19 protein-coding genes are annotated in these 25,547 nt (G+C 59.7%); 8 read left to right on the forward strand and 11 right to left on the reverse strand.

The window, feature by feature from the left end:
• Positions 1-111: 111 nt before the first annotated feature.
• Together cmoA and cmoB are read left to right on the forward strand one after the other, a co-directional pair.
• A complete protein-coding gene (gene cmoA / locus LOY36_RS22885; protein WP_019647788.1) occupies positions 112-891 on the forward strand; it encodes a carboxy-S-adenosyl-L-methionine synthase CmoA in 780 nt (259 codons plus the stop codon).
• On the forward strand, positions 888-1,844 hold the full coding sequence (gene cmoB / locus LOY36_RS22890) for a tRNA 5-methoxyuridine(34)/uridine 5-oxyacetic acid(34) synthase CmoB (protein WP_007940467.1): 957 nt from the start codon (positions 888-890) through the stop codon (positions 1,842-1,844). The genes cmoA and cmoB overlap by 4 nt, the downstream gene beginning before the upstream one ends.
• Before the next feature lie 35 nt (positions 1,845-1,879).
• Here cmoB and tadA read toward each other — a convergent pair whose 3' ends face one another.
• The 7 genes from tadA to treP all read right to left on the reverse strand — a co-directional run bounded on the left by tadA (position 1,880) and on the right by treP (position 11,187).
• Positions 1,880-2,377, reverse strand: coding sequence for a tRNA adenosine(34) deaminase TadA (gene tadA / locus LOY36_RS22895; RefSeq protein WP_018927040.1), 498 nt, complete (start codon positions 2,375-2,377; stop codon positions 1,880-1,882).
• On the reverse strand, positions 2,377-3,753 hold the full coding sequence (locus tag LOY36_RS22900; protein WP_258671069.1) for a multicopper oxidase family protein: 1,377 nt from the start codon (positions 3,751-3,753) through the stop codon (positions 2,377-2,379). The genes tadA and LOY36_RS22900 overlap by 1 nt, the downstream gene beginning before the upstream one ends.
• Positions 3,754-3,855: 102 nt before the next feature.
• Positions 3,856-4,143, reverse strand: coding sequence for a PTS transporter subunit EIIB (locus LOY36_RS22905; RefSeq protein WP_064620087.1), 288 nt, complete (start codon positions 4,141-4,143; stop codon positions 3,856-3,858).
• A gap of 2 nt (positions 4,144-4,145) precedes the next feature.
• Positions 4,146-6,674: a phosphoenolpyruvate--protein phosphotransferase gene (gene ptsP / locus LOY36_RS22910; RefSeq protein WP_258671070.1), complete on the reverse strand. Its 2,529-nt coding sequence runs from the start codon at positions 6,672-6,674 to the stop codon at positions 4,146-4,148.
• 62 nt (positions 6,675-6,736) lie between these two features.
• Positions 6,737-7,960, reverse strand: coding sequence for a carbohydrate porin (locus tag LOY36_RS22915; RefSeq protein ID WP_086944751.1), 1,224 nt, complete (start codon positions 7,958-7,960; stop codon positions 6,737-6,739).
• Positions 7,961-8,053: 93 nt separating this feature from the next.
• The gene (gene treC, locus LOY36_RS22920; RefSeq protein ID WP_258671071.1) at positions 8,054-9,703 is read right to left on the reverse strand and encodes an alpha,alpha-phosphotrehalase; all 1,650 of its coding nucleotides are present in this window, start codon (positions 9,701-9,703) and stop codon (positions 8,054-8,056) included.
• Positions 9,704-9,744: 41 nt separating this feature from the next.
• Positions 9,745-11,187, reverse strand: a complete 1,443-nt coding sequence (gene treP / locus LOY36_RS22925; protein ID WP_258671072.1) for a PTS system trehalose-specific EIIBC component — start codon at positions 11,185-11,187, stop codon at positions 9,745-9,747.
• 237 nt (positions 11,188-11,424) lie between these two features.
• Between treP and treR the strand changes: the two genes are divergently transcribed.
• Together treR and LOY36_RS22935 are read left to right on the forward strand one after the other, a co-directional pair.
• A complete protein-coding gene (treR, locus tag LOY36_RS22930; RefSeq protein ID WP_019647781.1) occupies positions 11,425-12,129 on the forward strand; it encodes a trehalose operon repressor in 705 nt (234 codons plus the stop codon).
• Between the two features lie 99 nt (positions 12,130-12,228).
• Positions 12,229-15,270 carry a membrane-targeted effector domain-containing toxin gene (locus LOY36_RS22935; RefSeq protein ID WP_258671073.1) on the forward strand — a complete coding sequence of 1,014 codons (3,042 nt, stop codon included), beginning with the start codon at positions 12,229-12,231 and terminating at the stop codon, positions 15,268-15,270.
• A gap of 92 nt (positions 15,271-15,362) precedes the next feature.
• On the opposite strand, the gene guaA is transcribed toward LOY36_RS22935, so the two are convergent.
• The 4 genes from guaA to LOY36_RS22955 all read right to left on the reverse strand — a co-directional run bounded on the left by guaA (position 15,363) and on the right by LOY36_RS22955 (position 20,053).
• A complete protein-coding gene (guaA, locus tag LOY36_RS22940) occupies positions 15,363-16,940 on the reverse strand; it encodes a glutamine-hydrolyzing GMP synthase (RefSeq protein WP_019647779.1) in 1,578 nt (525 codons plus the stop codon).
• A gap of 99 nt (positions 16,941-17,039) precedes the next feature.
• Positions 17,040-18,509: an IMP dehydrogenase gene (guaB, locus tag LOY36_RS22945; RefSeq protein WP_007940455.1), complete on the reverse strand. Its 1,470-nt coding sequence runs from the start codon at positions 18,507-18,509 to the stop codon at positions 17,040-17,042.
• A 141-nt stretch (positions 18,510-18,650) separates the two neighbouring features.
• Entirely contained in the window at positions 18,651-19,199 is a 549-nt protein-coding gene (locus LOY36_RS22950; RefSeq protein WP_258671074.1) for a sugar ABC transporter ATPase, read from the reverse strand.
• Between the two features lie 86 nt (positions 19,200-19,285).
• Complete coding sequence (locus LOY36_RS22955) at positions 19,286-20,053, reverse strand: sulfite exporter TauE/SafE family protein (protein ID WP_258671075.1); 768 nt, start codon at positions 20,051-20,053, stop codon at positions 19,286-19,288.
• Positions 20,054-20,153: 100 nt separating this feature from the next.
• Between LOY36_RS22955 and LOY36_RS22960 the strand changes: the two genes are divergently transcribed.
• The 4 genes from LOY36_RS22960 (at position 20,154) to leuA (ending at position 25,546) form a co-directional block, all read left to right on the forward strand.
• Positions 20,154-21,050 carry a LysR family transcriptional regulator gene (locus tag LOY36_RS22960; protein WP_258671076.1) on the forward strand — a complete coding sequence of 299 codons (897 nt, stop codon included), beginning with the start codon at positions 20,154-20,156 and terminating at the stop codon, positions 21,048-21,050.
• A 182-nt stretch (positions 21,051-21,232) separates the two neighbouring features.
• Positions 21,233-22,612, forward strand: coding sequence for an exodeoxyribonuclease VII large subunit (gene xseA, locus LOY36_RS22965; RefSeq protein WP_026345670.1), 1,380 nt, complete (start codon positions 21,233-21,235; stop codon positions 22,610-22,612).
• A gap of 3 nt (positions 22,613-22,615) precedes the next feature.
• Positions 22,616-23,437 (forward strand): peptidoglycan DD-metalloendopeptidase family protein, encoded by an 822-nt coding sequence (locus LOY36_RS22970; protein WP_258671077.1) that lies wholly within the window; start codon positions 22,616-22,618, stop codon positions 23,435-23,437.
• A gap of 429 nt (positions 23,438-23,866) precedes the next feature.
• Positions 23,867-25,546 carry a 2-isopropylmalate synthase gene (leuA, locus tag LOY36_RS22975; protein WP_258671078.1) on the forward strand — a complete coding sequence of 560 codons (1,680 nt, stop codon included), beginning with the start codon at positions 23,867-23,869 and terminating at the stop codon, positions 25,544-25,546.
• Position 25,547: the final 1 nt, after the last annotated feature.

The following is a 25,547-nucleotide window of genomic DNA, read 5'->3' on the forward strand; positions in this document are numbered from 1 at the left end:
CAGCCGAACGGGAGCAAGCTCCCTCGCCACAACAGCATGTCTCTGCGTTAACCGAGGTTAGTCCGGCGGTTTATCAGCAAACCCGCGCATCCCCGCGCCAAGTTGGCTAAAATGCCGGCCTTTTCCACCTACGCCGCTGGAACCGCCGTGAGCAAAGAATCCGATCGCCTTTTCGCCCAGCCTTTGGCCCAGGTGCCTGACTTCGCCTTTAACGAGGACGTGGTGCGGGTGTTCCCGGACATGATCAAGCGCTCGGTGCCGGGTTATCCGACCATCGTTGAAAACCTCGGCGTGCTCGCCGCGCAATTCGCTCAGCCAAACAGCGTGCTCTACGATTTGGGCTCGTCGCTGGGTGCCGTGACCCAGGCCTTGCGCCGCCACGTGCGTACCGACGGCTGCCGCGTCATTGCTGTGGATAATTCCGCGGCCATGGTCGAGCGTTGCCGCGAATACCTCAACGGCCAGGACTCGATGTTCCAGGAGTTGCTGCCGGTGGAAGTGATCGAAGGCGACATCCTCGCCCTGGAATTCCAGCCGGCCTCGGTGGTGGCGCTGAACTTCACCCTGCAATTCATCGCTCCGGACCAGCGCACCGCGTTGCTCGCGCGCATCCGCCAATCGTTGCTGCCCGGTGGCGCGCTGATTTTGTCGGAGAAGCTGCGCTTCAACGACCCCGAAGAACACGCGTTGCTCACTGACCTGCACGTGGCCTTCAAACGCGCCAACGGCTACAGCGAACTGGAAATCGCCCAGAAGCGCAGCGCCATCGAAAATGTCATGAAGCCCGACAGCCTCGAAGAACACCGCGAACGCCTGCTGGCCGCCGGGTTCTCGAAAGTCGTGCCGTGGTTCCAGTGTCTTAACTTTGCCTCGTTGATTGCCTTGCCATGATTGATTTGTCCCCCCTCGCCCGCCGTCTGGCCGGTACGCCGCTGGCCGAATGGGCCAACACCCTGCAAGTGCAACTCGACAAGAAAATGGAAAAAGGTCACGGTGACCTGGAGCGCTGGCAGAGCGCACTGGATGCGTTGCCGAAGATCCAGCCGAGCGAAGTCGACTTGTTGAACGGCCTTAAGCTGGACACCGATTGCGACGATGAAACCCGCGCGCAAATGCGCACCGCGCTGATGGGCTTGTCACCTTGGCGTAAAGGGCCGTTTGACCTGTTTGGCGTGCATGTCGACACCGAATGGCGCTCGGACTGGAAGTGGTCCCGGGTGGCTCCACATCTGGACCTGAAGGGCAAACGCATCCTCGATGTCGGCTGCGGCAATGGCTATTACATGTGGCGCATGCTCGGCGCCGGGGCCGACAGCGTAATCGGCGTCGACCCCAACTGGCTGTTCTTCTGCCAGTTCCAGGCGGTGCAGCGTTACCTGTCCGAACCCAATGCCTGGCACCTGCCCTTCCCTTTCGAAGACCTGCCGCCGAATCTGGAAGGCTTCGACACGGTGTTTTCCATGGGCGTGTTTTACCATCGCCGTTCGCCGATCGAGCATTTGCTGGCGCTGAAGGATTGCCTGGTCAAGGGTGGTGAATTGGTGCTGGAGACGCTGGTAATCGAAGGCGATCAACAGCAGGTATTGGTGCCGGAAGACCGTTACGCGCAGATGCGCAATGTCTGGTTCCTACCGTCGGTGCCGGCGCTGGAACTGTGGTTGCGTCGCGCCGGGTTCAGCGATGTGCGTTGCGTGGATGTGAGCATGACCACGGTCGAGGAACAACGCGGGACGGAGTGGATGAAGTATCAATCGTTGAGCGACTTCCTTGATCCGGATGATCACAGCAAAACGATCGAAGGGCTGCCGGCGCCGATGCGTGCGGTGATTGTTGCCCGCAAGTAAAAGCTTCGCGGGCAAGGCGGCCTACCTGTCGCCGCCTAATCCGCTGGCTTGGCCCTACGGGCCTTGAAGAATTCGCTCAACACTGCCCCGCACTCCTCGGCCAACACCCCGCCTTCGTACAGCACCCGGTGATTCAAAAAGCCCTGGGTAAAAAACTGCCCCTGGCTCTGCACAATTCCGGCCTTGGGCTCCAGCGCGCCATACACCACCCGCGCAATCCGCGAATGCACGATCAGCCCGGCGCACATGCTGCACGGCTCCAGCGTCACGTATAGCGTACTGCCCGGCAGGCGATAGTTGCTGGCGGCCTGGGCGGCGGCGCGGATCGCGACCATCTCGGCGTGGGCGCTGGGGTCATTGCCGCTGATCGGGCAATTGAAACCGCGCCCGATGATTTCACCGTCCTGCACCAGCACCGCGCCCACCGGCACTTCACCCAGCGCCGCGCCTTCGGCGGCGAGGGCCAGGGCTTCGCGCATGAAATCACGATCACGGCTGCGGTCGATAATCGCCGCGGGGCGTATCTGACGCATCAAGCCACCTCGATGGCGGCCATCAGGCCGGTTTCCATGTGGTCGATCACATGGCAGTGGAACATCCAGACGCCCGGGTTATCCGCCACCAGCGCCACTTGCGCGCGCTCGTTCTTGCCCAACAGGTAAGTGTCGGTGAAGTACGGGATGACCTTGTGCCGGTTCGAGGAAATAACCTTGAAGCTCATGCCATGCAAATGGACCGGGTGCTGATACTGAGTCATGTTTTTAAATTCGAAAATATAGCTTTTGCCCTTTTCGAGCCTGGCAATCGGTCGGTCGGCGCAGGTCTTGTCGGTGATGTCCCAAGCCTTGCCGTTGATCTGCCACAGGCTGGGCGGCTTGCCGTTGTCGACGTTGACCGACACCGAGCCCACCCATTCAAAATTGAAGTTGAGTTTCTCGGCATTGGCCAGGTCCGGCTCGGCCACCGGGTTGGCGGGCAGCGCTGGCGGCCATTCGGTCGGCGCGTCGGTATTGGCCACTGAGCGGAAGGTGCCCAGGCGTATCGGGCCATTGCGCAGCGACAGTTCTTCGCCGGCCGGCGGAGCCTTGATTGCCAGGCAAATGCGCATGCCCGGGCCCAGCCAGTATTCCTTGCCCAATGGACGTGGCTCGATGGGATTGCCGTCCAGCGCGTAGATCTGCGCTTCGACGCCGGGGATGTTGAGGCGATAAGTCAGGGTGTTGTCGAGGTTGAGCAGGCGTACGCGGGTGATCTGCCCGGCAGGCAAGTCGATCACTGCTTGCGAGATGCCATTGATGGTCGACAGGCGCCCAGCCGTACCGCCACGGGCCGCTTCACGAGGAATGCTGAACGGCACGAAAGCGCCTTCTTCATCGACATGCCAGCTCTTGAGGCTCAAGGTCTTTTCGTACTTGAAACCGGTGGGCTCGCGCTCTTCGATGATCAGCGGACCGACCAGCCCGCGACCGAGTTCTTCGCTGCTGTTCACGTGCGGGTGATACCAATAGCTGCCGGCGTCGGGCACACGGAACTTGTAGTCGAAGTATTCGCCCGGCAGTACCGGCAATTGCGACACGTAGGGCACGCCGTCCATTTCCAGCGGCAGACGGATGCCGTGCCAGTGAATGGTGGTCGCCACTGGCAAGTGGTTGATGAAGCGCACCCGCAGCCATTCGCCCTGACGCACGCGCAACTCAGTGCCCGGCGCCGAGGGGCCGAACGCCCAGGCCTCGGTCTTGTGCCCGGCCACCAGTTCGACGTCCAGCGGGGCGGCGATCAGCTCATAGTCGTGGCCGGCCTCAGCGTCGGCCATCTTGCCCAGCCAGTAACGCGACGCGCCACCGGCCCCCACGCCAACCACCACAAGACCGGCCAGACCACCGAGTATTTGTCGACGGGTAAAGGACATGAACTCAACTACCTCACGTATCAGCCACAGGCGCGGTGCCTGCAAAAGGCGAATACGATACACCTGCGGATGAGAAACAGTAAGGGCAACGCGTGGGAACGATCACTGCAAACCGGTGAGCAGATGCACCACTCCACCGTCCAGCATCATCACGCCTGGCACTCCAGCCGCCGTCAACGCCTGCCGATCCATCCGCGCCACATCCCGTAACTCCACCCGCATCCGGGTCAGCGCCACGGGCTGATGTGACTTGAGGTTATCCGCACCGCCCAGTGCGGCCACGACATTCGGTGCCAGCCCGGAAACGGCTTGAGCTACCGCTTTCGACTCATCCACCACCAGATCCGGGGTCAACGCTTTCCAGAACGCCCGCTGCATTTTCTCGAACATGCTCAGTTCTCCAGAACCAGTGAAGTATCGACCGTCGCCTCGTGGTGCAGCCGCAATGCCTCGCGCACCTGCCCGGCACTTTCCAGCCCCAGCACTTGCTGGGCGATGGCCTGACAGTCCAGCAGGTCGACTTCGCGAACCGCCGCCTTGATCGCCGGAATCAGCGGCACGCTCACCGACAACTCATCCACGCCAAGCCCCAGCAACAACGGCACCGCCAGATGTTCCGAAGCCAGGGCGCCGCACACACCGACCCATTTGCCATGGGCATGGGCGGCTTTCACAGTACCGGCGATCAAGCGCAGCACCGATGGATGAAAACTGTCGGCCTGACTGGCCAGCCGCGGGTGATCGCGGTCCATGGCCAGGGTGTATTGGGTCAGGTCGTTGGTGCCAATGGAGAAGAAATCCACCTCGGGCGCAAACAGATCCGCCATCAGCGCCGCTGCCGGCACTTCGATCATGATCCCCAGTTTCGGCAGTTCCGTGAGCCCTGCTGCCAGCGCTTCCTCTTCAAGCAGCTGACGGGCCAGCCGCAACTCCGACAATTGCGTGACCATCGGCAACATGATGTGCAGCCGAGCCAACCCGGCGCTGCTCAGGATCGCCTTGAACTGATCGCGCAACAGCTGCGGACGCTCCAGACACAAACGAATGCCGCGCATGCCCAGGAACGGGTTGGTTTCACGGTCCATCGGCACGTAGGCCAATGGTTTATCGCCGCCGACATCCAGGGTCCGCACCACCAGATTGCGCGCAGGCCCCAATGCTCGGGCGATGGCCCTGTAGGTGGACGCTTGCTCGTCATGGCTCGGTGCATGGTTGCGATCCAGATAAAGAAACTCCGAACGCAACAGACCGACGCCCTCGCCGCCCAGTGTCATGGCCTGCTCAGCTTCGGCCAGCGAAGCGATGTTGGCGGTGATTTCAACGTGATGACCATCGCGGGTACAGGCAGCCAGCGCGGCATTTTCCAATTCATATTGCCGGCGTTTCTTTTGTCGCTGACGATTGGCTTGCAACTGCTCGATGGCGGCCAGCTCGGGATCCAGCTGCAACTCGCCCTGGTCGGCATCGAGCAAAACCCGGGTGCCATTGGCCAGTGCCAGCACCTGAACCGGCAAACCGCAGATCGCCGGCAAGCCGAAGGCCCGGGCGAGAATCGCCACGTGGCTGGTGGCACCACCGCCGACCGTCGCGAACCCCAGCACCTTGCGCGTGTCCAGGCCAGCGGTCTGGGAGGGCGTCAGTTGCTCGGCAATCAGAATCGCCCCTTCCGGCAACTCCATCGCTTGATCCTCTACGCCGAGAATCAACTTGAGCACCCGTTGACCAACGTCGGCCAAATCCGCTGCCCGTTCGGCCAGCAAGGCATTGCCCAGTTTTTTGAACAAGGTAGCCGTCGACTCTGTGGCAGCCCGCCAGGCGAAACCGGCGCTTTTGCCAGCGTCGATCAGCGCCAGGGCCTGATCCAGCAGGCTAGGGTCTTCTAGCAGTTCCTGATGCGCCTTGAAGATATCTGCCTGGGCGTCACCCGTGGCCTGGTCACGCAACTGCTGCAGGTCCAGGACCGCCGTCGCCAACGCCTGGGACAGGTGCTCGCGCTCAACTTGCGCGCCCCGACCGGATTCAATGACTTCAAGGGTCTGCTGCGCGATCTGCACCACCTGACCAAACGCCGACCCCGCCGATGCACAGACGCCGTGCAGCACCTTCAGCGATGAAGCATCAGCCGCAACCGTTTCAACCTCTGCCATCACCGTCACGGCTTCTCCGCACCCGGCGGCCAGCAACTCGACCAGGGTCTTGATCGCCACTTCGGCATCCGCGCCCGCCGCGCTGACTTGCACGATGTCGCCGTGAGCGGTCTGCAACGCCATGATCGCCACCAGGGATTTGGCGTTCGCGCTGTCCTGCTGTTTATGCAAACAAATACTCGCCGAAAAACCTTTCGCCGCCTGGGCAAACACCGCCGCAGGGCGGGCGTGCAAGCCATTGAGATTGGGCAGCGTCAGCGGTTTTGAGAACAGTGCCTCGCCTTCCTCCAGCTCATCGGCCGCTACTTCAGACGGACTCAAACTCAGCAGCAACTGACCACTTTCCACTACGCCCGTTTCAGGCGTCAGCCAAGTGAACGGCTCACCGCTGACCACCAACATCAAGGTCAACAAACTGCGGGCGTTCAAGGCAATGTAATCGGCATCGAACTCGATCAGCGCCTGCCCCACCTCAACCCGCTGACCTTCCTCCACCAATCGGGTGAAGCCCTTGCCGGCCAGGTTCACGGTGTCGAGGCCAATGTGCATCAACACCTGCACGCCGTTGTCGTCGGTGATGCTGACGGCATGCCCGCTGGCCTGCACATTGCTGATCACTCCAGCCAGCGGTGCGCACAAGGTGGACGAGGTCGGGTCGATGCACAGACCGTCACCGATCACGCGACTGGAAAACACCTGATCGGGCACCTGGTCCAGCGGCATCAGCACGCCGGACAAGGGTGCCAGCAGTTGCAATTGTTGGGGTGTGGCCATGACGTCACCTGCTGTTTTGTTCTTTGAAGTGCCGATGGAGCGCGAGGCCCCGACAGCATCGCTTATTTCCACCAGTACTCGACCTGCAATCCGACGTTCGAACCATGCCGCGCCGTGCCGAAGGCACCGGTGTCGGATAACGCCGAACCTGCCGCCAGTTCATTGGCCGCCCGTTTGGCCGCCTCGTTCCAGCTGGCATAGGTGTAATACAGACGCACCTCGGGGCGCGCCCAGAATTCCGGGCCCTTGGGTGACCAGGTCGGAGCGATGGTGAACTTGCTCAGTTTGCGCGTGCCGCCTGTGGCCTCGACCTGATCGTGGCCCAGCTCGGTCACGAGTTTGATTTGCTCGGTGATCGCATAGGCCGGGCGAATTCCGAGGGAAATCCAGTTCTGGTCAGCGCCGTCGGGGCGAATGTCCTTCTGATAAACCGCCTCGACCTGCCCGCCGAAGCGCGGCGTCACTTGCCAGTCGAAGAATTCCACCACGCGATAGCTTTTACTGCTGTCGTCCAGCTTCACGTTACCGGTATAGCCCAACCCCGTGCCGGGGCCTTCGCCGTACTGAAAGGCCAGTTTGTTCTTGCCGCCCAGGAAACCTTTCTGCACATGCTGGGTGGTGATCGCCCAGCCACGGTGAGCGTCGCGGCTGTCGGGCTTGTCGATGTAGCTCAAGCCGAACTCCAACTCACCGCCGGGGTTGGTGTTGAAGCCGGCGACGTTGAAATCGTGACGGTTGATGTAGTCCTTCTGGTACAGGTTGTCCTTGCGCGAGAAGGCGTAGCTGTACTTCAGATCACCGATCAGCACGTCTTCGATACCGCCGCCGGTGGCGCTCTGGTTCCAGTAGTAGAAGTCGGAAATATGGATGTCGTTACGTTTGTAGTAACGCCGACCGGCCCACAGCGAACCACCATTGAGGCTGGGCATGTTCGACCATTGCGCATACAGCTGCGGCATGCGCACCGAGCCGTTGTCGCCGTTGAACGTCAGGTCCTTGTCGTACTGGTTATACAGCGATGCCATGCCGTCGACGCTGAGCACCGAACCATCGTCCAGGGTGTACAGATCCTGGCGCAATTCAAGTTCAGCGTACTGCTCACATTCGTTACCCAAGCGATATTTGGTCTGCGCTCCCGGTAGCTGGAAACACTGCTGTTTACCGCTGTTAACCGAGGTCCCGACGCCGCTGCGCAAGTAACCGGCGAATTCCAGCGCCTGGGCTGACAGTGGTAGTGCCAGGCACACGCCCGCCGCTACAAGACTGCGATTTATTGTTGTTTTCAAGAACCACCTCATTATTTTTATTGTGTGATGCAGCAAAACCGGCGCGCAAAACTCCCCCGCGCAGTGTTCTGCGTGTTGTTCGAAACAGTGTTTTTAAATGTTGGTCAGGTGCAGAACGAACGACTCATAGGGCCGTAAAAAGACCTGCCGATGTCGTGGCGGAGAGTCCGGGTAATTGCTGATCACCAGGCGTTGTGCCATCGCTTCGCTGATCACCTCCGGCGGCAGTTCAACTTCGCACGGTGTGCCATAAAAGTTATTCAGCACCAGCAAACGCTCACCATTGCCTTCACGCACGTACGCCCAGATTTGCGTGTGTTCAGGCAACAACTGCCGGTACACGCCATCGGACATCAGCGCTTCACTGCGGCGCAGGGCAATCAGCTGACGGTAGTGATGCAGCACCGAATCCGGGTCGTCGAGTTGGTGGGCGACGTTGATTTGCGTGGCATTGGCCGGCACCCCGATCCACGGTTCGACAGCGCTGAAACCGGCGTTCGGCTCGGCGCTCCAGTGCATCGGCGTGCGACTGTTGTCCCGGGACTTCTGCATGATCGCCGCCATGTTGTCGGCGTCGCTGGCACCGGCCTCGCGCTTGAGCCGGAAGATGTTCAGAGTCTCGACATCGCGGTACTGATCGATGTGATCGAACCCCGGATTGGTCATGCCCAGCTCTTCACCTTGATACACAAACGGCGTTCCCTGGAGGAAATGCAACGCGGTGCCGAGCATCTTCGCCGACACCACCCGATGCTCGCCGTCATCACCAAACCGCGAAACCACCCGCGGCTGGTCGTGGTTACACCAGAACAGCGCGTTCCAGCCACCGCCGGCCTGCATGCCGGTCTGCCAGTCGGAGAGGATGCGCTTGAGTTCGAGGAAATCGAAATCGGCGCGAATCCACTTTTGCAGGTTCGGGTAATCAACCTTCAAGTGATGAAAGTTGAAGGTCATCGACAGCTCTTTCGACTCCGGCCGCGAGTAGCGAATGCAGTGTTCCAGACTGGTGGACGACATCTCGCCGACGTTGATCAGGTCATGACCTTCGAACACTTCGCGGTGCATCTGCTGCAAGTACTCATGGACGTTCGGGCCATCGGTATAAAAGCGTCGACCGTCAGTGTTGTCCTCAGGGAAATCCGCCGGTTTGGAAATCAGGTTGATCACATCCAGACGGAAACCGCCCACGCCTTTGTCGCGCCAGAACCGCATCATCTTGAAGACTTCAGCGCGCACCCTGGGGTTGTCCCAGTTCAGGTCGGCCTGCGTGTGATCGAACAAGTGCAGGTAATACTGGCCGGTCTGGGCTTCGTACTCCCAGGCCGAGCCGCCGAACTTGGATTCCCAGTTATTCGGCTGGTCGCGCCAGATATAGAAGTCGCGGTAAGGGCTATCGAGGCTGCTGCGGGCCTGCTGGAACCAGGTGTGTTCGATCGAGGTGTGGTTGACCACGATGTCGAGCATCAGCTTGATCCCGCGCTTGGCGGCTTCGGCGATCAGCAATTCGCAGTCGGCCATGGTCCCGTAGCTCGGGTCGATGGCGTAGTAATCGCTGATGTCGTAACCGTTGTCACGCTGGGGTGAACGCAGGAACGGCGTGATCCACAGGCAATCGACACCCAGCCAGTGCAGGTAATCGAGCTTGGCCACGACGCCGAGCAAATCCCCCGTGGGGTTGCCGGCGTGGCTGTGAAAACTCTTCGGGTAGATCTGGTAGATCACCGAACGTTGCCAGTCTTGCATGGCGGGTTCCTTTTTGAATATGTACGGGCGAATGCGATCTATCAGGCGACCCGATACCCAGGCCGGACAATCTTCATGCTCAACCCGCAGGTCAGAACAAACGGCACGACCATTGCAATCACCATTCCGATCACGAACATCGGAATGAACTGCGGGATGATCGAGATGAAACCGGGCAAGCCGCCAACGCCGATCGCCGAGGCCTGGACCTTGTTCAGCGACAGGAAGATGCAGCCCAGGGCCGAGCCGGTCAGGGCCGCATAGAACGGAAACTTGTAGCGCAGGTTGACCCCGAACATGGCCGGTTCGGTGATGCCGAAGTAGGCGGAAATTGCCGAGGTCGAGGCCATGCTTTTGTCCCGCACATTGCGGGTCATGTAGAACACTCCCAGTGCCGCGCTGCCCTGGGCGAGGTTGGACATGACGATCATCGGCCAGATGAACGTGCCGCCCTGGGTGGAGATCAGTTGCAGGTCGACTGCGAGAAACATGTGGTGCATGCCGGTGATCACCAGTGGTGCGTAGAGCAGGCCGAAAATCGCCCCGCCAACCATCGGCGCCAGATCGAACAGGGTGACCACACCTTCAGTGATGAGAATCCCCAGATGGCGGGTCACCGGACCAATCACCGCCAGTGCCAGCACACCGGTGACGACGATGGTGGTGATCGGCACCACCAGCAATTGCACCGCGTTAGGCACCCGCGCCCGCAACCATTTTTCGATGACGCTCATCACATAGGCCGCCAGCAGGATCGGCAGGATTTGCCCCTGATAACCGACTTTCTCGATCTGGAACACACCGAGGATGTCGAAGTACGGCAAGCTCTGCCCCTCAAGCCCGGCCACCGCTTTGCCGTAGTTCCAGGCGTTGAGCAGATCCGGGTGCACCAGCATCAGGCCGAGCACAATGCCGAGGATTTCGCTGCCGCCAAAGCGCTTTGCCGCCGACCAGCCCACCAGCGCCGGAAGGAACACGAAGGACGTGTTGGCCATCAGGTTGATCAGGCTCCAGAGCCCGTCAAGCTTCGGATAGGCGTCCAGCAGGGTCTTGCCCTCGATGAACATGCCCTTGGCGCCGAGCAGGTTGTTGATGCCCATCAGCAGGCCGGCAATGATCAGCGCCGGGAGAATCGGCATGAACACGTCGGAAAACACCCGCACCAGTCGCTGCATGGCGTTGATCTTGTCGGCGCTTTTCTGTTTGACGTCGGCGATGGTCGAGACGGCGAGACCGGTCTGTCGGCGCAGCTCTGCGTAGACCTTTTCCACTTCGCCAGGGCCGATCACCACCTGGAACAGGCCGCCGGTATAGAACGAACCCTTGACCAGATCGATCTGGTTCAGCGTGGCGCTGTTGACCAGGCTCGGGTCCTTGAGGGCCAGGCGCAGCCGTGTGACACAGTGCGCGGCCTGCTCGAGGTTGTCGCTGCCACCGAGGCTGTGCAGCAGCTCGGTGACGATGTTCGGATAGTCATGGCTCATGCTTGTTCTTCCGCTGTAGTTTTTTGTTATTGGCAGCACGCCGAAGCGAAAAATACTCGTCTGTACGAGTTAAAGCAACAACTCGTACAGACGAGTTTGATTTTGTTTATCCTGAACCCGACAGGCGGCGATATTTCCTACCTCCGAAGTCAAAGAAACCCAAAGCCGCATGGACAAACCCCTACCCTGCCCTTAAGGTTCAAAACCTTGAGCACAACGCGGCACAGAGCCATCCCCATGAGTAAATACAACCAGATCTACAGCGATCTGCTTGCCAGCATCACCACCGAACGTCTGGAACGCGGCGCCCGATTGCCTTCCGAAACCGAACTGATGGACAGCTATCAGGCCAGTCGCGGCACCGTGCGCAAGGCCATCGAGCAATTGCAGGAGCGTGGCTTCGCCCAGAAAGTCCACGGCAAAGGCACCTTCGTGCTGTCCACCAACCCGATCGAGTTTCAACTCGGTGGCATCGTCAGCTTCCAGGAAACCTACCCGCGACTGGGCAACGACGTCAGCACCGAAGTGGTCGAGTTCACCCAGATTCCCCTCGAAGGCCCGCTGCTCGAACACATCAAGGCCGAAGAGGGTAGCCTGATCACCCGGATCAAACGCGTGCGGCGGATCGACGGCAAACGCGTGATCCTGGACATCAACCATTTCGTCAGCGACGTGATTCCCGGCTTGTCCCGCGACATCGCCGAGCACTCGATCTACGCCTTCATCGAGCAAACCCTGCAACTGCAAATCGCCTACGCCCAGCGCACCATCGAAGCGGTGCCCCGCAGCAAGGACGACCAGCAACACCTGGACCTCGACGGCCAGAGCCATGTGATTGTGGTCAGCAACCAGACCTTCCTGCAGGACGGTCGTCAATTCGAATACACCGAATCGCGGCATACCCTCGACAAGTTCTACTTTTCGGACGTGGCCCGGCGCTGACCCTACCTTCTTATCAATCACGTTTGGGCATAACTATGTAGTGCACTTGCTTTGACTAAATGGGTAATCCTCACAGCCCATTTCTCAAGGAGCGAGAGCATGCCTGTTGATCAGAGTACTGAAGCGTTACCCAATGCTGCCGACAAGGAACAGCTTAAAACGATTGCCCCCGTCATCATCGCTGCCTGCCCGGGCCTGCAAGAAGAAGCCCATGCGGTGGCCAGCGAAATACTGAAAAAACATGGCATCACCGACAGAGACCCGGATCAGGTCTGGTGGCATCGTTTTGGCAATACCTCGGTCAGTAACGACCAGACATTCCTGGGGTGGGAACACTACCCAAAACCCATTGAGTCATTGACCTTGACGCAGCTGGTCATTCACCGATACCGCGTTACCGATCAAGACGACGCCCTCGAGCTGAATGGTAATGGCGGCTTTTACTCCGAAGATGCAAACGCCAGCATTTTCAACAAAACCAATGAAGTGCGGATGTACCCCAGCAAGGTCCTCACGGACCTGTGGGAGATGAGCCTCAGTGACCGCTATCTGAACAAACTGAATGCCTTCTGGACCACTCATTTCGATGACTTCCGGACCTTGGCCAAATGCAATTACCTCACCAAAGCCGTCGAGGCTCGGCAAAACGGCCAACTGGAAGAAGAAGATTTTCAGACTGTCGTCAGGGCCGTCGTCAGTGAACCTGTCTGGCCGATCACCTTGGCAACGCTGCAGGCCGAATCCGCCGCCCCTACAGGTATCACCATGTGCGCCCTGGATGTAGCTGGACATGTCGCCACCGATATTTTGCGCATTGTTACCGGCAACGGTAGGCAGATCACCTACGTTCCCGGCGCGCCGCAAGCCTTTCACGTGCACCCGACACCGACGGATATGCACTGGTGGATGCTGCTTCAAATGAACGAAGAGCAAGCCCGCAGCGAATTCATGACCCATTTCCCGCTGTCGGTACGCAAGGAAGTCCACGACAACATCACCCCGCTGATGAATCAGTTGGTCGGCACCTGGGGTAAATACGATCACCACTTGATCAATCAGAAAAACATCACTATCAGCGGCGATGCGTTCATCTGGCAGAGCCGGGCCGTACAAAGTGCGATGCTGGAAGAGGCCGATCTGACACTCGTGTCCAATGGCCAAATGCGCAAACAGCTTTGGCTGGGTTATCTGACTGTCGGCCTGCACGTTTTCGGTCCATTGGCCATACTCGGCTGGCCCATCGCGTTGCCGGTGATCGGGGCCAGCATCGCGGCAATGGGCTTGAACATCGACAAAGCGGTCAATGGCAATACGGCGGCGGAACGCAAGGCCGGTATCATCGGCGCGGTGCTCGATGGCATTAATACCCTGTTCAACATCCCGCTGCTCAAGGAAGTCAGCGTATTGGAGGAAGCGGGCGCTTCGGTCGACGCGGCCGAAGCGGCTGAGATGGCGGATCTGAGGGCCTCCGCTAATCCTGATAAACCTGTCGGCGCGCAAGCCCCACAAGCGTCCGATGATTCGCAGGGGATAATTCGTCAACTTGAAGAGTTCACTCCCCTGCCGAAGGAGTCCGGGCAATCTGTTGAAGTACCGGAACACTGGCAAAGCAATGAGATTCTGGAAAGTCAGGCCCCTCTCGCCACAAGCGGCAAGTTCCAGGGCATCCACTCGCTGGAATCCAACCCTTCTACCGCCATCCTGATGAATGACCAGGCTTACTACGTGCGGTACGAAGCCGACGTTAACGGCGGCGGCACGTGGGCTATCATCGATCCGGAAAATCCATTCGCCTCGACGGGGTCAATTCCGGTACGCCTGAATGCCGAAGGTGAATGGGAGTTGGCACCAAACGCCGGCTTGAAAGGAGGCGGGAAGGATCTCGTCAAACCCGTTCCAGGAACCTCCCAGGCGACCACTCACTCTGCGCCCGAACTTCGCAGCCCCTTGACGAAATACGATACCTCCAATGGGCAGTCAATGAACTTCCTGGCGTTGGGCAAGCAAGAGACGCATATCAAAATCGTTTATCTTCCCGACGGAAGTATCAAAGGTGTGTCCACTTACGAACGTTTTGTCGCCGAACATCGCGCGGCACTCATAGCGGATGCACGCTCATTCCACTCCCCAAGAGACTTCTTTGCCTCATTGCCTGCACGCCCAGTGCAACCCGTCATCACGCCATCTGTGACCGTCCCGGAACTCATTCAAAAGGTATTCGATAACTCACCTGGCCTGGTCATTGGTGAAAGTCAGGATCGCGTTGCCAGCATGCGGTTTCTCATCGAAAACATGCAGACGCTGGCCCAGCAAGACGTCAAGACGATCTATATGCATCGTCTGCTCAACGACTTTAATCAGGTCGACCTGGATGCCTTCGCTAAAACCGGGAAGATGCACGGCATGCTGGAAAAGTACCTGAACCAGCTGGCAAGCAATTCTTCCGGGCAGTTCACCCCAATTGAAGTCGTAAAAACTGCTCGTCAGTACGGCATTCGAATCCAGGCGACCGATTGCCTTGCCAGTTACAGATACGAAGGCGCCCCCTTGAGCGGTGTCAGGGAGCAAGCTATCAAGAACTACCTTACCCACACCGTTATCCAGACCAATGAAGCCTACAACGGCCCCGGAAAATGGGTGGTGCTGACCGGCCAGGAAAACACCAACACCTTCAGGGGCATTGCCGGCATCAGCGAAATGGAAGGAGGTATCGGAGTGCGAATTGAGGAAGTCAGCCCTGACCAAAGTCAGCACATCGAAATAGACAATGGCATAGAGGTAGGACGTGATGTTCCTCCAACCCAACCGCAAATGCGTGGCGACTTTGACACCTTGTATGCCGACATAAACCTGCAAATGCCAACACCGATCCTTCAACGAACACCCGACGAAATCGATCGGTTCCTGTTTCGCCAAGGCATGTTCACCATCGAAAAATCAAACGAAATCTGGACGTTGATTCATCGCAGCAGGACCAACCAGATTGCGCGGACAATGATTGAGCGAACCGGGGACGGCGGCTTTCTGATCAACCGTCCCGCCTGGGCCGATGTGCATCAGGTCAACTACCCGAATCTGATCAGCCTTGCGCGAGCGCTCAGCCGCATGGGCATGGTGCTCGAGGGGCGACTACCTGTGTAATCAGACAACCACGGAGCCAGATACGCAAAAGGCCCTGTAAACTCGCGTTCACAGGGCCTTTCAGGGACTACCGACGATCAGTCAGACCGGGATCACTCCCACTCGATCGTCGCCGGCGGCTTGCTCGACACGTCGTAGGTAACGCGAGAGATGCCTTCGATTTCATTGATGATACGGCCGCTGACGGTTTCCAGCAGCTCGTAAGGCAGGTGCGCCCAACGCGCGGTCATGAAGTCGATGGTTTCCACGGCACGCAGGGCAACGACCCAGGCGTAACGACGGCCATCGCCGACAACGCCAACCGATTTCACCGGCTGGAACACCACGAACGCCTGGCTGACCTTGTGGTACCAGTCGGCCTTGCGCAGTTCTTCGATGAAGATGTGGTCGGCGCGACGCAGCAGGTCGGCGTATTCCTTCTTCACTTCACCGAGGATCCGCACGCCCAGGCCCGGGCCCGGGAACGGGTGACGGTAGACCATGTCGTACGGCAGGCCCAGTTCCAGGCCCAGACGACGGACTTCGTCCTTGAACAGCTCGCGCAGCGGTTCAACCAGCTTGAGGTTCATTTCTTCCGGCAGGCCACCCACGTTGTGGTGCGACTTGATCACGTGCGCCTTGCCGCTTTTCGCGCCAGCCGACTCGATCACGTCCGGGTAGATGGTGCCCTGGGCCAGGTACTTGATGTTGTCCAGCTTGCAGGATTCGGCATCGAACACGTCGATGAAGGTACGGCCGATGATCTTGCGCTTCTTCTCCGGGTCCGACTCACCCGCCAGGTTACCGAGGAACTGCTCTTCGGCGTTGGCGCGGATCACTTTGACGCCCATGTTCTCGGCGAACATGGCCATCACTTGCTCGCCTTCGTGCAGACGCAGCAGGCCGTTGTCGACGAAGACGCAGGTCAGCTGATCGCCGATGGCTTTGTGCAACAGCGCGGCAACTACCGAGGAGTCCACGCCGCCGGACAGGCCGAGCAGTACGTTGTCGGTGCCGACCTGAGCGCGGACCTGGGCGATGGCGTCTTCAGCAATCTTCGACGGTGTCCACAGCGCTTCGCACTCGCAGATATCGAGGATGAAGCGCGACAGGATGCGACCGCCTTGCTTGGTGTGGGTCACTTCCGGGTGGAACTGCACGCCGTAATAACGACGCTCATCGCTGAACATACCGGCGATCGGGCAGCTCGGGGTGCTGGCCAGGATGTGGAAGTCTTCCGGCATCTTGGTGACCTTGTCACCGTGGCTCATCCATACGTCGAGGCCGAACAGGCCATCGGCGTCGATGTGGTCTTCGATGCCGTCGAGCAGGCGGCTCTTGCCGACCACATCGACACGGGCGTAACCGAACTCACGCAGGTCGGAACCTTCAACCTTGCCGCCCAGTTGCTCGGCCATGGTCTGCATGCCGTAGCAGATACCGAAGACTGGCACGCCCAGGTCAAACACTGCTTGCGGGCAGCGAGGGCTGTCGGCTTCGTGCACGGACTCGGGGCCGCCGGCGAGAATCACGCCTTTTGGAGCGAATTCGCGAATGGCTTCCTCGTCCATGTCGAACGGATGCAGTTCGCAGTAAACACCGATTTCACGCACGCGGCGGGCGATCAGTTGGGTGTACTGGGAACCGAAATCGAGGATCAGGATGCGGTGAGCGTGAATGTCGAGGGCCATGATTCAGTCTCGTCTAAGTAATTCAGAAACAGTCGTGATTCAGAAACAACTCGGGGCTGAATAGAACAGCCCCGGTTGCTTAACGATTTGCTTGAAGCCTCAACCTACGCGGTAGTTTGGCGCTTCTTTGGTGATCTGTACGTCGTGAACGTGGGACTCGGCCATGCCAGCGCCGGTGATCCGCACGAACTCAGGCTTGGTGCGCATTTCTTCGATGTCGGCGCTGCCGGTGTAACCCATCGAGGAACGCAGGCCGCCCATCAGTTGATGGATGATGGCGCTCAGGGTGCCCTTGTAAGGAACACGCCCTTCGATGCCTTCCGGAACCAGCTTCTCGGCACCCGCGGAGGAGTCCTGGAAGTAACGGTCGGAGGAACCTTGAGCCTGGGACATGGCGCCCAGCGAACCCATGCCGCGATAAGCCTTGTACGAACGGCCCTGGAACAGTTCAATCTCGCCCGGCGCTTCTTCGGTACCGGCGAACATCGAGCCCATCATCACGCAGGAGGCACCGGCTACGATGGCCTTGGACAGGTCACCGGAGAAACGGATGCCGCCGTCGGCGATCAACGGAACGCCTGTGCCTTCAAGGGCGGCGGCGACGTTGGCGATGGCACTGATTTGCGGGACGCCGACACCGGCGACGATACGGGTGGTGCAGATCGAGCCTGGGCCGATACCGACCTTGACTGCGTCAGCGCCAGCTTCGGCCAGGGCCTTGGCGGCAGCGCCGGTGGCGATATTGCCGCCGATGACCTGCACTTCAGGGAAGTTCTGCTTGACCCAGCGAACGCGGTCGATCACGCCTTTGGAGTGGCCGTGGGCAGTGTCGACCACCACCACGTCCACGCCGGCGTTGACCAGGGCGGCTACGCGGTCACCGGTGTCTTTACCGGTACCGACTGCAGCGCCAACGCGCAGACGACCTTGATCGTCCTTGCTGGCCAGCGGGTAAGCCTTGGCTTTTTCGATGTCGTTGACGGTCATCATGCCTTTGAGGGCGAATTTGTCGTCGACGATCAGCACGCGCTCAATGCGGTGCTTGTGCAGCAATTCACGCACATCGTTCTTGTTGGCGCCTTCCTTGACCGTGACCAGACGCTCTTTGGGCGTCATCACTTCACGGACACTGATGTCCAGACGGTTTTCGAAGCGCACGTCACGGGAAGTGACGATGCCGACCAGATCGCCATCGTGCAGTACCGGAACGCCGGAGATGTTGTGCAGGCGGGTCAGTTCGAACAGATCACGAACCGTGGCATCAGCCTCGATGGTGATCGGGTCCTTGACGACGCCGGCTTCGAACTTCTTGACCTTGCGCACTTCAGCAGCTTGCTGCTCGATGGTCATGTTCTTGTGGATGATGCCGATGCCACCTTCCTGAGCCATGGCGATTGCCAGACGGGCTTCAGTAACGGTGTCCATAGCGGCGGAAACCAGTGGAATATTCAGCTCGATGCCACGGGTAAGGCGGGTCTTGAGACTGACTTCGTTAGGAAGCACCTCGGAATAACCGGGCACTAGGAGAATGTCGTCGAATGTCAGAGCTTCTTGGCTGATACGCAGCATCGCGGGGGCTCCCGAGCGGGAAAATGGAAGCGCGCCATTATAGTCAGACACCCCCTCGGGTTCAATGTAAAACTCTGTCTATTATTGGCATTACTGACATACGGAGAAACATTGTCCCCCGTAGGGGACCGACGCCGGCATTTAGAGCTCGACTTTGACCCAACTCACGGGCTGATCCAGCCAATCGGCAAACTCATCGATAAAGTCCTGCTTGAACCCGGCCTCGAGCCAATTGTTGAAGATGAACCCCAGGTTGGAAAAGCCGCATTCCTGCAAAAACAGAAAGCCGTTGATGTCGTCTTCATGCCCGCATTCAGGGCAGGTGAAGTTATCGGTGCGCCCCGGCATCCAGTCTTCCAGGCTTTCGAACAGCGCTTCGCCGATTTCCTTGCGGCACTCGGCGCAGCCGGCTTCTTCGAGGAAGCCCTTGGCCGGCGTGTAGATGCAACGCTTGGTGATGATCTCCAGGCCATTGATCGACTCGCCAAACGGCAGCGCTTCAGGGTGCAGGACCACGGAGCGGGCGCCGTCGGCGATGGCGTGGGCCATGTGATTGCCGGTGCGGCCACAGGTGGTCAGCTCTTCTTTAATGATGTTCTTGCGCACCAGCCACCGCACGACCGCCCGGGCCCGGGGTTCGTGTACCGGCAGTGTGGAGATTTTCGGGACAATGATGCTTTGCGAATTCATGGTGCAAGCCTACTGCGTCAAATGGATGTTGCTGCGGTGCGCCGATTGTCAGGGCGGCCGGCAGCTTAATCCCTGACGAAATCCGGTCAAGTACTCAAATAACGCCCGATCAAGGCAATCCCGCTGGCCAGCACCAGCCAGGTCACCAGCCGCACGAAGGCCTCACGGGACAACTTCATGATCAACCGCCGACCGATCCACAGCCCCAGCGCCATCGCCGGCAACAAACACAGCGCCAATACCAACAAGGGTAGCTCGGCATACACACCGGCGACGGCAAACAGGCTCAAACGCACCACGGTGCTGCAACTGATCAGCGCACTCTGGGTGGCTCGGGCCTCGTCCTTGGGTAAGCGACTGTTCAAATAGATCGCATATAGAAAGCCGCCGCTGCCAAACAGCGCCCCGAACATCCCGCCCACCGTGCCCATCGGCACCGCCCAACCCACGGACAATTGCCTCGGACGGGTTTTAATCCACAGGCTGTAAATCGCATAGGCGCTGATAAACAGCCCCATCAACAGCAGCAATACATCGGATTTCAGGTTCAGCAGAAAAATCACCCCCAACGTGCAACCCACCGCCATACACGGCAGCAGTCGCAGCAATTCGGAGCGCTCTACATCTCGGCGCGAGGGCAGCAGATTGCCGAACGCGGCGACGAAATCCAGCAGCACCAGCAGCGGCACGATTTTCGACAGTGGCATGAACAGAATCAGAATCGGCCCCGCCACCAGCGCAGTGCCAAAACCAGCAATGCCGAACACGATATAGGCCAGGGCAACACCCAATCCGATCACCAACCAATCCACCGCACCCCACGGCCATTGGCTCAACAACTCCAGCACATTCATCGACACGGCTTCCTTTTATTCCTGTGATGACTTTAGCCAGCGCCGGGCGTTGCGACTAATATCTTCAAAATTGATCACCCATCTCAAAAAGGCATACCTGGTGCTTTCAATCCGCCAATTGCGTTACTTCGTGGAAATCGCCGAGAGCGGCAGCTTCAGCGCAGCGGCCGAACGGCTGTTTATTGCTCAGTCAGCCTTGAGCCGGCAGATCAAGGACATGGAAACCCGCCTGCAAACGCCGCTGTTCGAACGAACCGCCCGCCAGCCCCGCCTGACGGCAGCGGGTGAAGCCTTTTTGCCTCGGGCCAGAAACCTGCTGAACGAACTGACCAAGGCCAGCGAGATGGCTACTCAAGTGGGCAGCGGTCAACTGGGCGTTTTGCGCCTGAGCCATTCCAGCACCGTGCCGATGAGCGGTCGACTGCTGCGCGGTATCAGTGTTTATCTGGATCAGCATGCCGGTGTGTCGATGGACATCGTCAAGCTGTCCTCCGAAGCGCAACTGGAAGAATTGGCCGAAGGTCGCCTTGATGTGGGTCTGTTGCGCCTGCCGGTGCTGCGTCAGCGTGAAGGGGTGCAGATTGTTCCGCTGTACAGCGAGCGTCTGTTGCTGGCGGTGCCGCCGAATCATCGGCTGGCGGTGGATAAGTCCACGCACGGCATCGATCTGGCACAGTTGAAGGATGAAGCGTTTATTTCCATCCCTCATCCACAGCGTGGCGGCCTGAGCTATCTATCTGCCGAGTTGTGCATGCGCCAAGGGTTCTTTCCCAAGGCGGCGCGGGTGGTGTCGCGCAAAACCACGCAACTGCAATTGATCCAGGCCGGGTTCGGCATCGCGCTGTTACCGGAATCGATGCAGGACATCGCGCCACCGGACATCCATTTTCTCCCCTTGGCCGATCCGGATTGCCACAGCACCGTCGCCCTCGCCTGCCGGCAGAGTCCCACGACGCTGGTTCAGCAATTCATCGAACACTTCACCCGATCGGCGTAGGAGCTGCCGAAGGCTGCGATCTTTTGATCTTGATTTGCGGCGGAACTGGAATTGCTGAAGATCAAAAGATCGCAGGCTGCGCCAGCTCCTACGGGACTTGCGTGCATCCGCTCGATCACCGATGTACTCGGTCAACAGGGGGATCGTGCATTGCGCAGGAGATTGCCTTTATCATGCGCCCCATGATTAAAGATCCCTTTGCAAGACTCGGCCTGGACCGGGAAGTCCTGACCGTCAGCCAGCTCAACGGCCGCGCGCGGGTGTTGCTCGAAGACGTGTTCAGCAACATCTGGGTCGAAGGCGAAATCTCCAACCTCGCCCGCCCGGCGTCCGGCCATGTGTATTTCACCCTTAAGGACAGCGGCGCCCAGGTGCGTTGCGCACTGTTCCGGCAGAACGCCGCGCGGGTTCGCCAGGCGCTGAAGGACGGCCTGGCGGTCAAGGTTCGTGGCAAGGTTTCGCTGTTTGAAGGCCGTGGTGACTACCAACTGATTCTCGACACCGTGGAGCCGGCTGGTGATGGCGCCCTGCGCCTGGCCTTCGATGCTTTGAAGGAAAAACTCAGCGCCGAAGGCCTGTTCAGTGCCGAGCGCAAAGTGCCATTGCCGGCGCACCCGCAACGCATCGGCATCATCAGTTCACCCACCGGTGCGGTGATCCGCGACATCATCAGTGTGTTCCGCCGCCGTGCGCCGCAGGTGCAACTGACGCTGATCCCTACCGCCGTACAAGGTCGCGAAGCCACTGCGCAAATTGTCCGTGCGCTGAAACTGGCGGATGCCCGTGGTTTCGATGCGTTGATCCTGGCCCGTGGCGGCGGCTCGCTGGAAGACCTTTGGTGTTTCAACGAAGAAGCCGTGGCCCGCGCCGTGGACGCCTGCGTGACGCCGATTGTCAGCGCCGTCGGCCATGAAACCGACGTATCGATCAGTGACTTCGTCGCCGACGTTCGCGCGCCGACGCCGTCCGCCGCCGCCGAACTGCTGGCGCCTGACTCCAGCGATCTGGTGCGTCGAGTCGAAAGCCTGCATCGACGACTGGTGATGCGCATGCGTGACCGCTTGATGCGCGATCGGCTGCGTCTGGAAGGCATCTCTCGCCGCTTGCGCCATCCCGGTGAACGCCTGCGTCAGCAAGCGCAACGCCTGGATGATCTGGACATGCGCCTGCGCCGCGCCTTCGAACGCAGCCTCAACACCCGTCGCGAACGCTTGATCCGCTTGGAAACCCGCCTCGCCGGGCAGCATCCGGGGCGGCAACTGGCGATGCTTCGCCAGCGCCTCGACAGCCTCGCCGAGCGCCTGCCCCGGGCCATGCGCGAAGGGCTTAAATCCCGTCGCCTGCAACTGCAAAGTCAGATGCAGACGCTGCATGTGGTCAGCCCGTTGGCGACCCTCGCTCGTGGCTACAGCATTCTGCTGGACGAGCGCGGCAACGCGATCCGCAGCGCCGCGCAAACCCAAACCGGCCAGCGCCTGAAAGCCAAACTCGGCGACGGCGAACTGCAAGTGCGGGTCGAAGACAATCACCTGACGCCTGTCACCCTTTCTTTACTGGATTGATCCATGCCGCGTTTTTTCGCTCCGCTGCTGTTGCTGTGCCTGACCTTCAACGCCCACGCCGACAGTTACATCACCCGCCTGTTGAACAAACCGGTGCCGGGTGGCGTGGCAGTGGTGGATCTGGGCAGCTCCGCCCAAGCACCGAAAGCCAGTTATCAAGGCAAACCCGTATTGGTGGTCAAGGAGCAGAACAACTGGCTGGCCATCGTCGGCGTGCCGCTGACGGTCAAACCGGGCAGCCAGTCGCTTAGCAGCGGTGGCCGCAACCTGAGCTTCACCGTCGGCAACAAGAAATACCCGGAACAGCACATCACCCTGAAGAATACGCAACAGGTCAATCCGAACCCGGAAAATCTCAAGCGCATCGAAGGCGAGTTGGCCGAGCAGATCCGTGCCTACCGCAGCTTCAGCCCGAATACCCCGAGCAACCTGCTGCTGGACAAACCAGTCGATGGGCCGCTGTCGAGCAAGTTCGGCGTGCGCCGTTTTTTCAATGGCGAAGAGCGCAATCCCCACGCGGGCCTCGACTTTGCAGTGCCCGCCGGCACGCCGATCAAAACCCCGGCCGCCGGTAAGGTGATCCTGATCGGTAACTACTTCTTCAACGGCAACACGGTGTTCGTCGACCACGGCCAGGGCTTTATCAGCATGTTCTGCCACATGTCGAAGATCGACGTGAAAGTCGGCCAGCAACTGGCGCGTGGTGACGTGGTCGGGAAAGTCGGCTCAACTGGCCGCGCGACCGGTCCGCACATGCACTGGAACGTCAGCTTGAACGATGCGCGGGTGGACCCGGCGATTTTCATTGGTGCGTTTCAGCCATAAGCAGTGGTTGAGGCTGATGGTCTCTTCGCGGGCAAGCCCGCGAAGGCGGCCTGAGCATCACCGAAACCCGCAGATAAACCGAACACTCCCAACCCACTCAACCCCTCTTCTATCGATTGCGCATGGCTGAGACACTGCGCAAACAACAAAACGATCCAGCTTCCTACGAGCAATAAAATCTCGCAAAATCCTGCTTTTCGAGGATTCCTCTCAAAGTTTTTCGACTGCTTGCCATCCTTTCCCCCCGCGGTTAGGGTTGAAGGCATGAAAACCTCTCACACCCTCATTCAGCTCCGCCAGCACCGCAGCCTGTGCCTCGTCAGTGCACGACTGCCAGGCTGAATCGCGGTGCCTCGTCTGATGCTTTACCAGAACATTTGATCCACCGGCAGGCCGCCTTTTTTCGGCCCACACAATAAGGATTTTCCAATGAGCATGCTCAAAGACCCGTCTTCGAAATACCGTGCGTTCCCGACCATCGACATCCCGGATCGCACCTGGCCATCGAAGACCATTACCGCAGCGCCGATCTGGTGCAGCTCGGACCTTCGTGACGGCAACCAGTCGCTGATCGAGCCTATGGACGCGGTCAAGAAGCTGCGTTTCTGGAAGACCCTGGTGCAAGTCGGTGTGAAAGAAATCGAAGCCTCGTTCCCGGCTGCTTCGCAAACCGACTTCGACTTCGTGCGTACCCTGATCGAAGGCGGCCACATCCCGGACGACACCACCATTCAGGTGCTGACCCAGGGCCGTGAAGACTTGATCGCGCGTACCTTTGAATCCCTGCGCGGTGCCAAGAAGGCCATCGTTCACCTGTATAACGCGACCTCCCCTTCCTTCCGCCGCATTGTCTTCAACCAGGACAAGGACGGGATCAAGGCCATCGCCGTGAACGCCGCCAAGCTGTTCGTCAAATATGCAGCCCAGCAGCCGGACACCGAGTGGACCTTCGAATACTCGCCAGAAACCTTCAGCGCCACCGAACTGGAATTCGCCAAGGAAGTCTGCGACGCGGTGATCGAGGTGTGGAACCCGACGCCTGAGCACAAGGTGATCCTCAACCTGCCCGCCACCGTCGAATGCGCGACCCCGAACATCTATGCCGACCAGATCGAATGGTTCGGTCGTCACATCAACCGTCGTGACAGCGTGATCATCAGCCTGCACACCCACAACGACCGTGGCACCGGCGTGGCCGCCACCGAGTTGGGCCTGATGGCCGGCGCCGACCGTGTCGAAGGCTGCCTGTTCGGTAACGGCGAGCGTACCGGTAACGTCGATCTCGTCACCGTGGCATTGAACCTCTACACCCAGGGCGTCGATCCTGAGCTGGACTTCTCCGACATCGACGGCGTGCGCAAAGTCGTCGAAGAGTGCAACCAGATTGCGGTGCACCCACGTCACCCGTACGTCGGCGACCTGGTTCACACCGCGTTCTCCGGCTCGCACCAGGATGCGATCCGCAAGGGCTTCGCCCAGCAGCAGCCGGACGCCCTGTGGGAAGTGCCGTACCTGCCGATCGACCCGGCCGACATCGGCCGCAGCTACGAGGCGGTGATTCGCGTCAACAGCCAGTCGGGCAAGGGCGGTATCGCTTACCTGCTGGAACAGGAATACGGCATCAGCTTGCCGCGTCGCATGCAGATCGAGTTCAGCCAGGTCGTGCAGCGTGAAACCGATCGCCTGGGCCTGGAGATGACAGCCCAGCAGATCCACGCGCTGCTGCACAGCGAGTACTTGCAGGCCAACACCCCGTACGCGCTGGTCAGCCATCGCTTGCAGGAAGAAAACGGTCACAGCGCCGTGGAGGTCGAAGTTTCCAGCAAAGGCCAGGGCGAAACCAACCTGCACTGGCGCGGCAAGGGCAACGGTGCCCTGGAAGCGCTGGTGGCCGGTCTGCCGATCCCGGTGGAAATCATGGACTACAACGAACACGCCATCGGCGCGGGCACCAATGCCAAGGCCGCGGCCTACATTGAACTGCGGGTGAATGGTGAGCGTGCGGTGCATGGCGTCGGCATCGATGAAAACATCACCACTGCCAGCTTCAAGGCTCTGTTCAGCGCACTGAACCGCTCCCTGAGCCAGCCGGAAGCGAAAGCGGCGTAAG

The organism is Pseudomonas sp. B21-019, from assembly GCF_024749225.1.
Taxonomy (GTDB): domain Bacteria; phylum Pseudomonadota; class Gammaproteobacteria; order Pseudomonadales; family Pseudomonadaceae; genus Aquipseudomonas.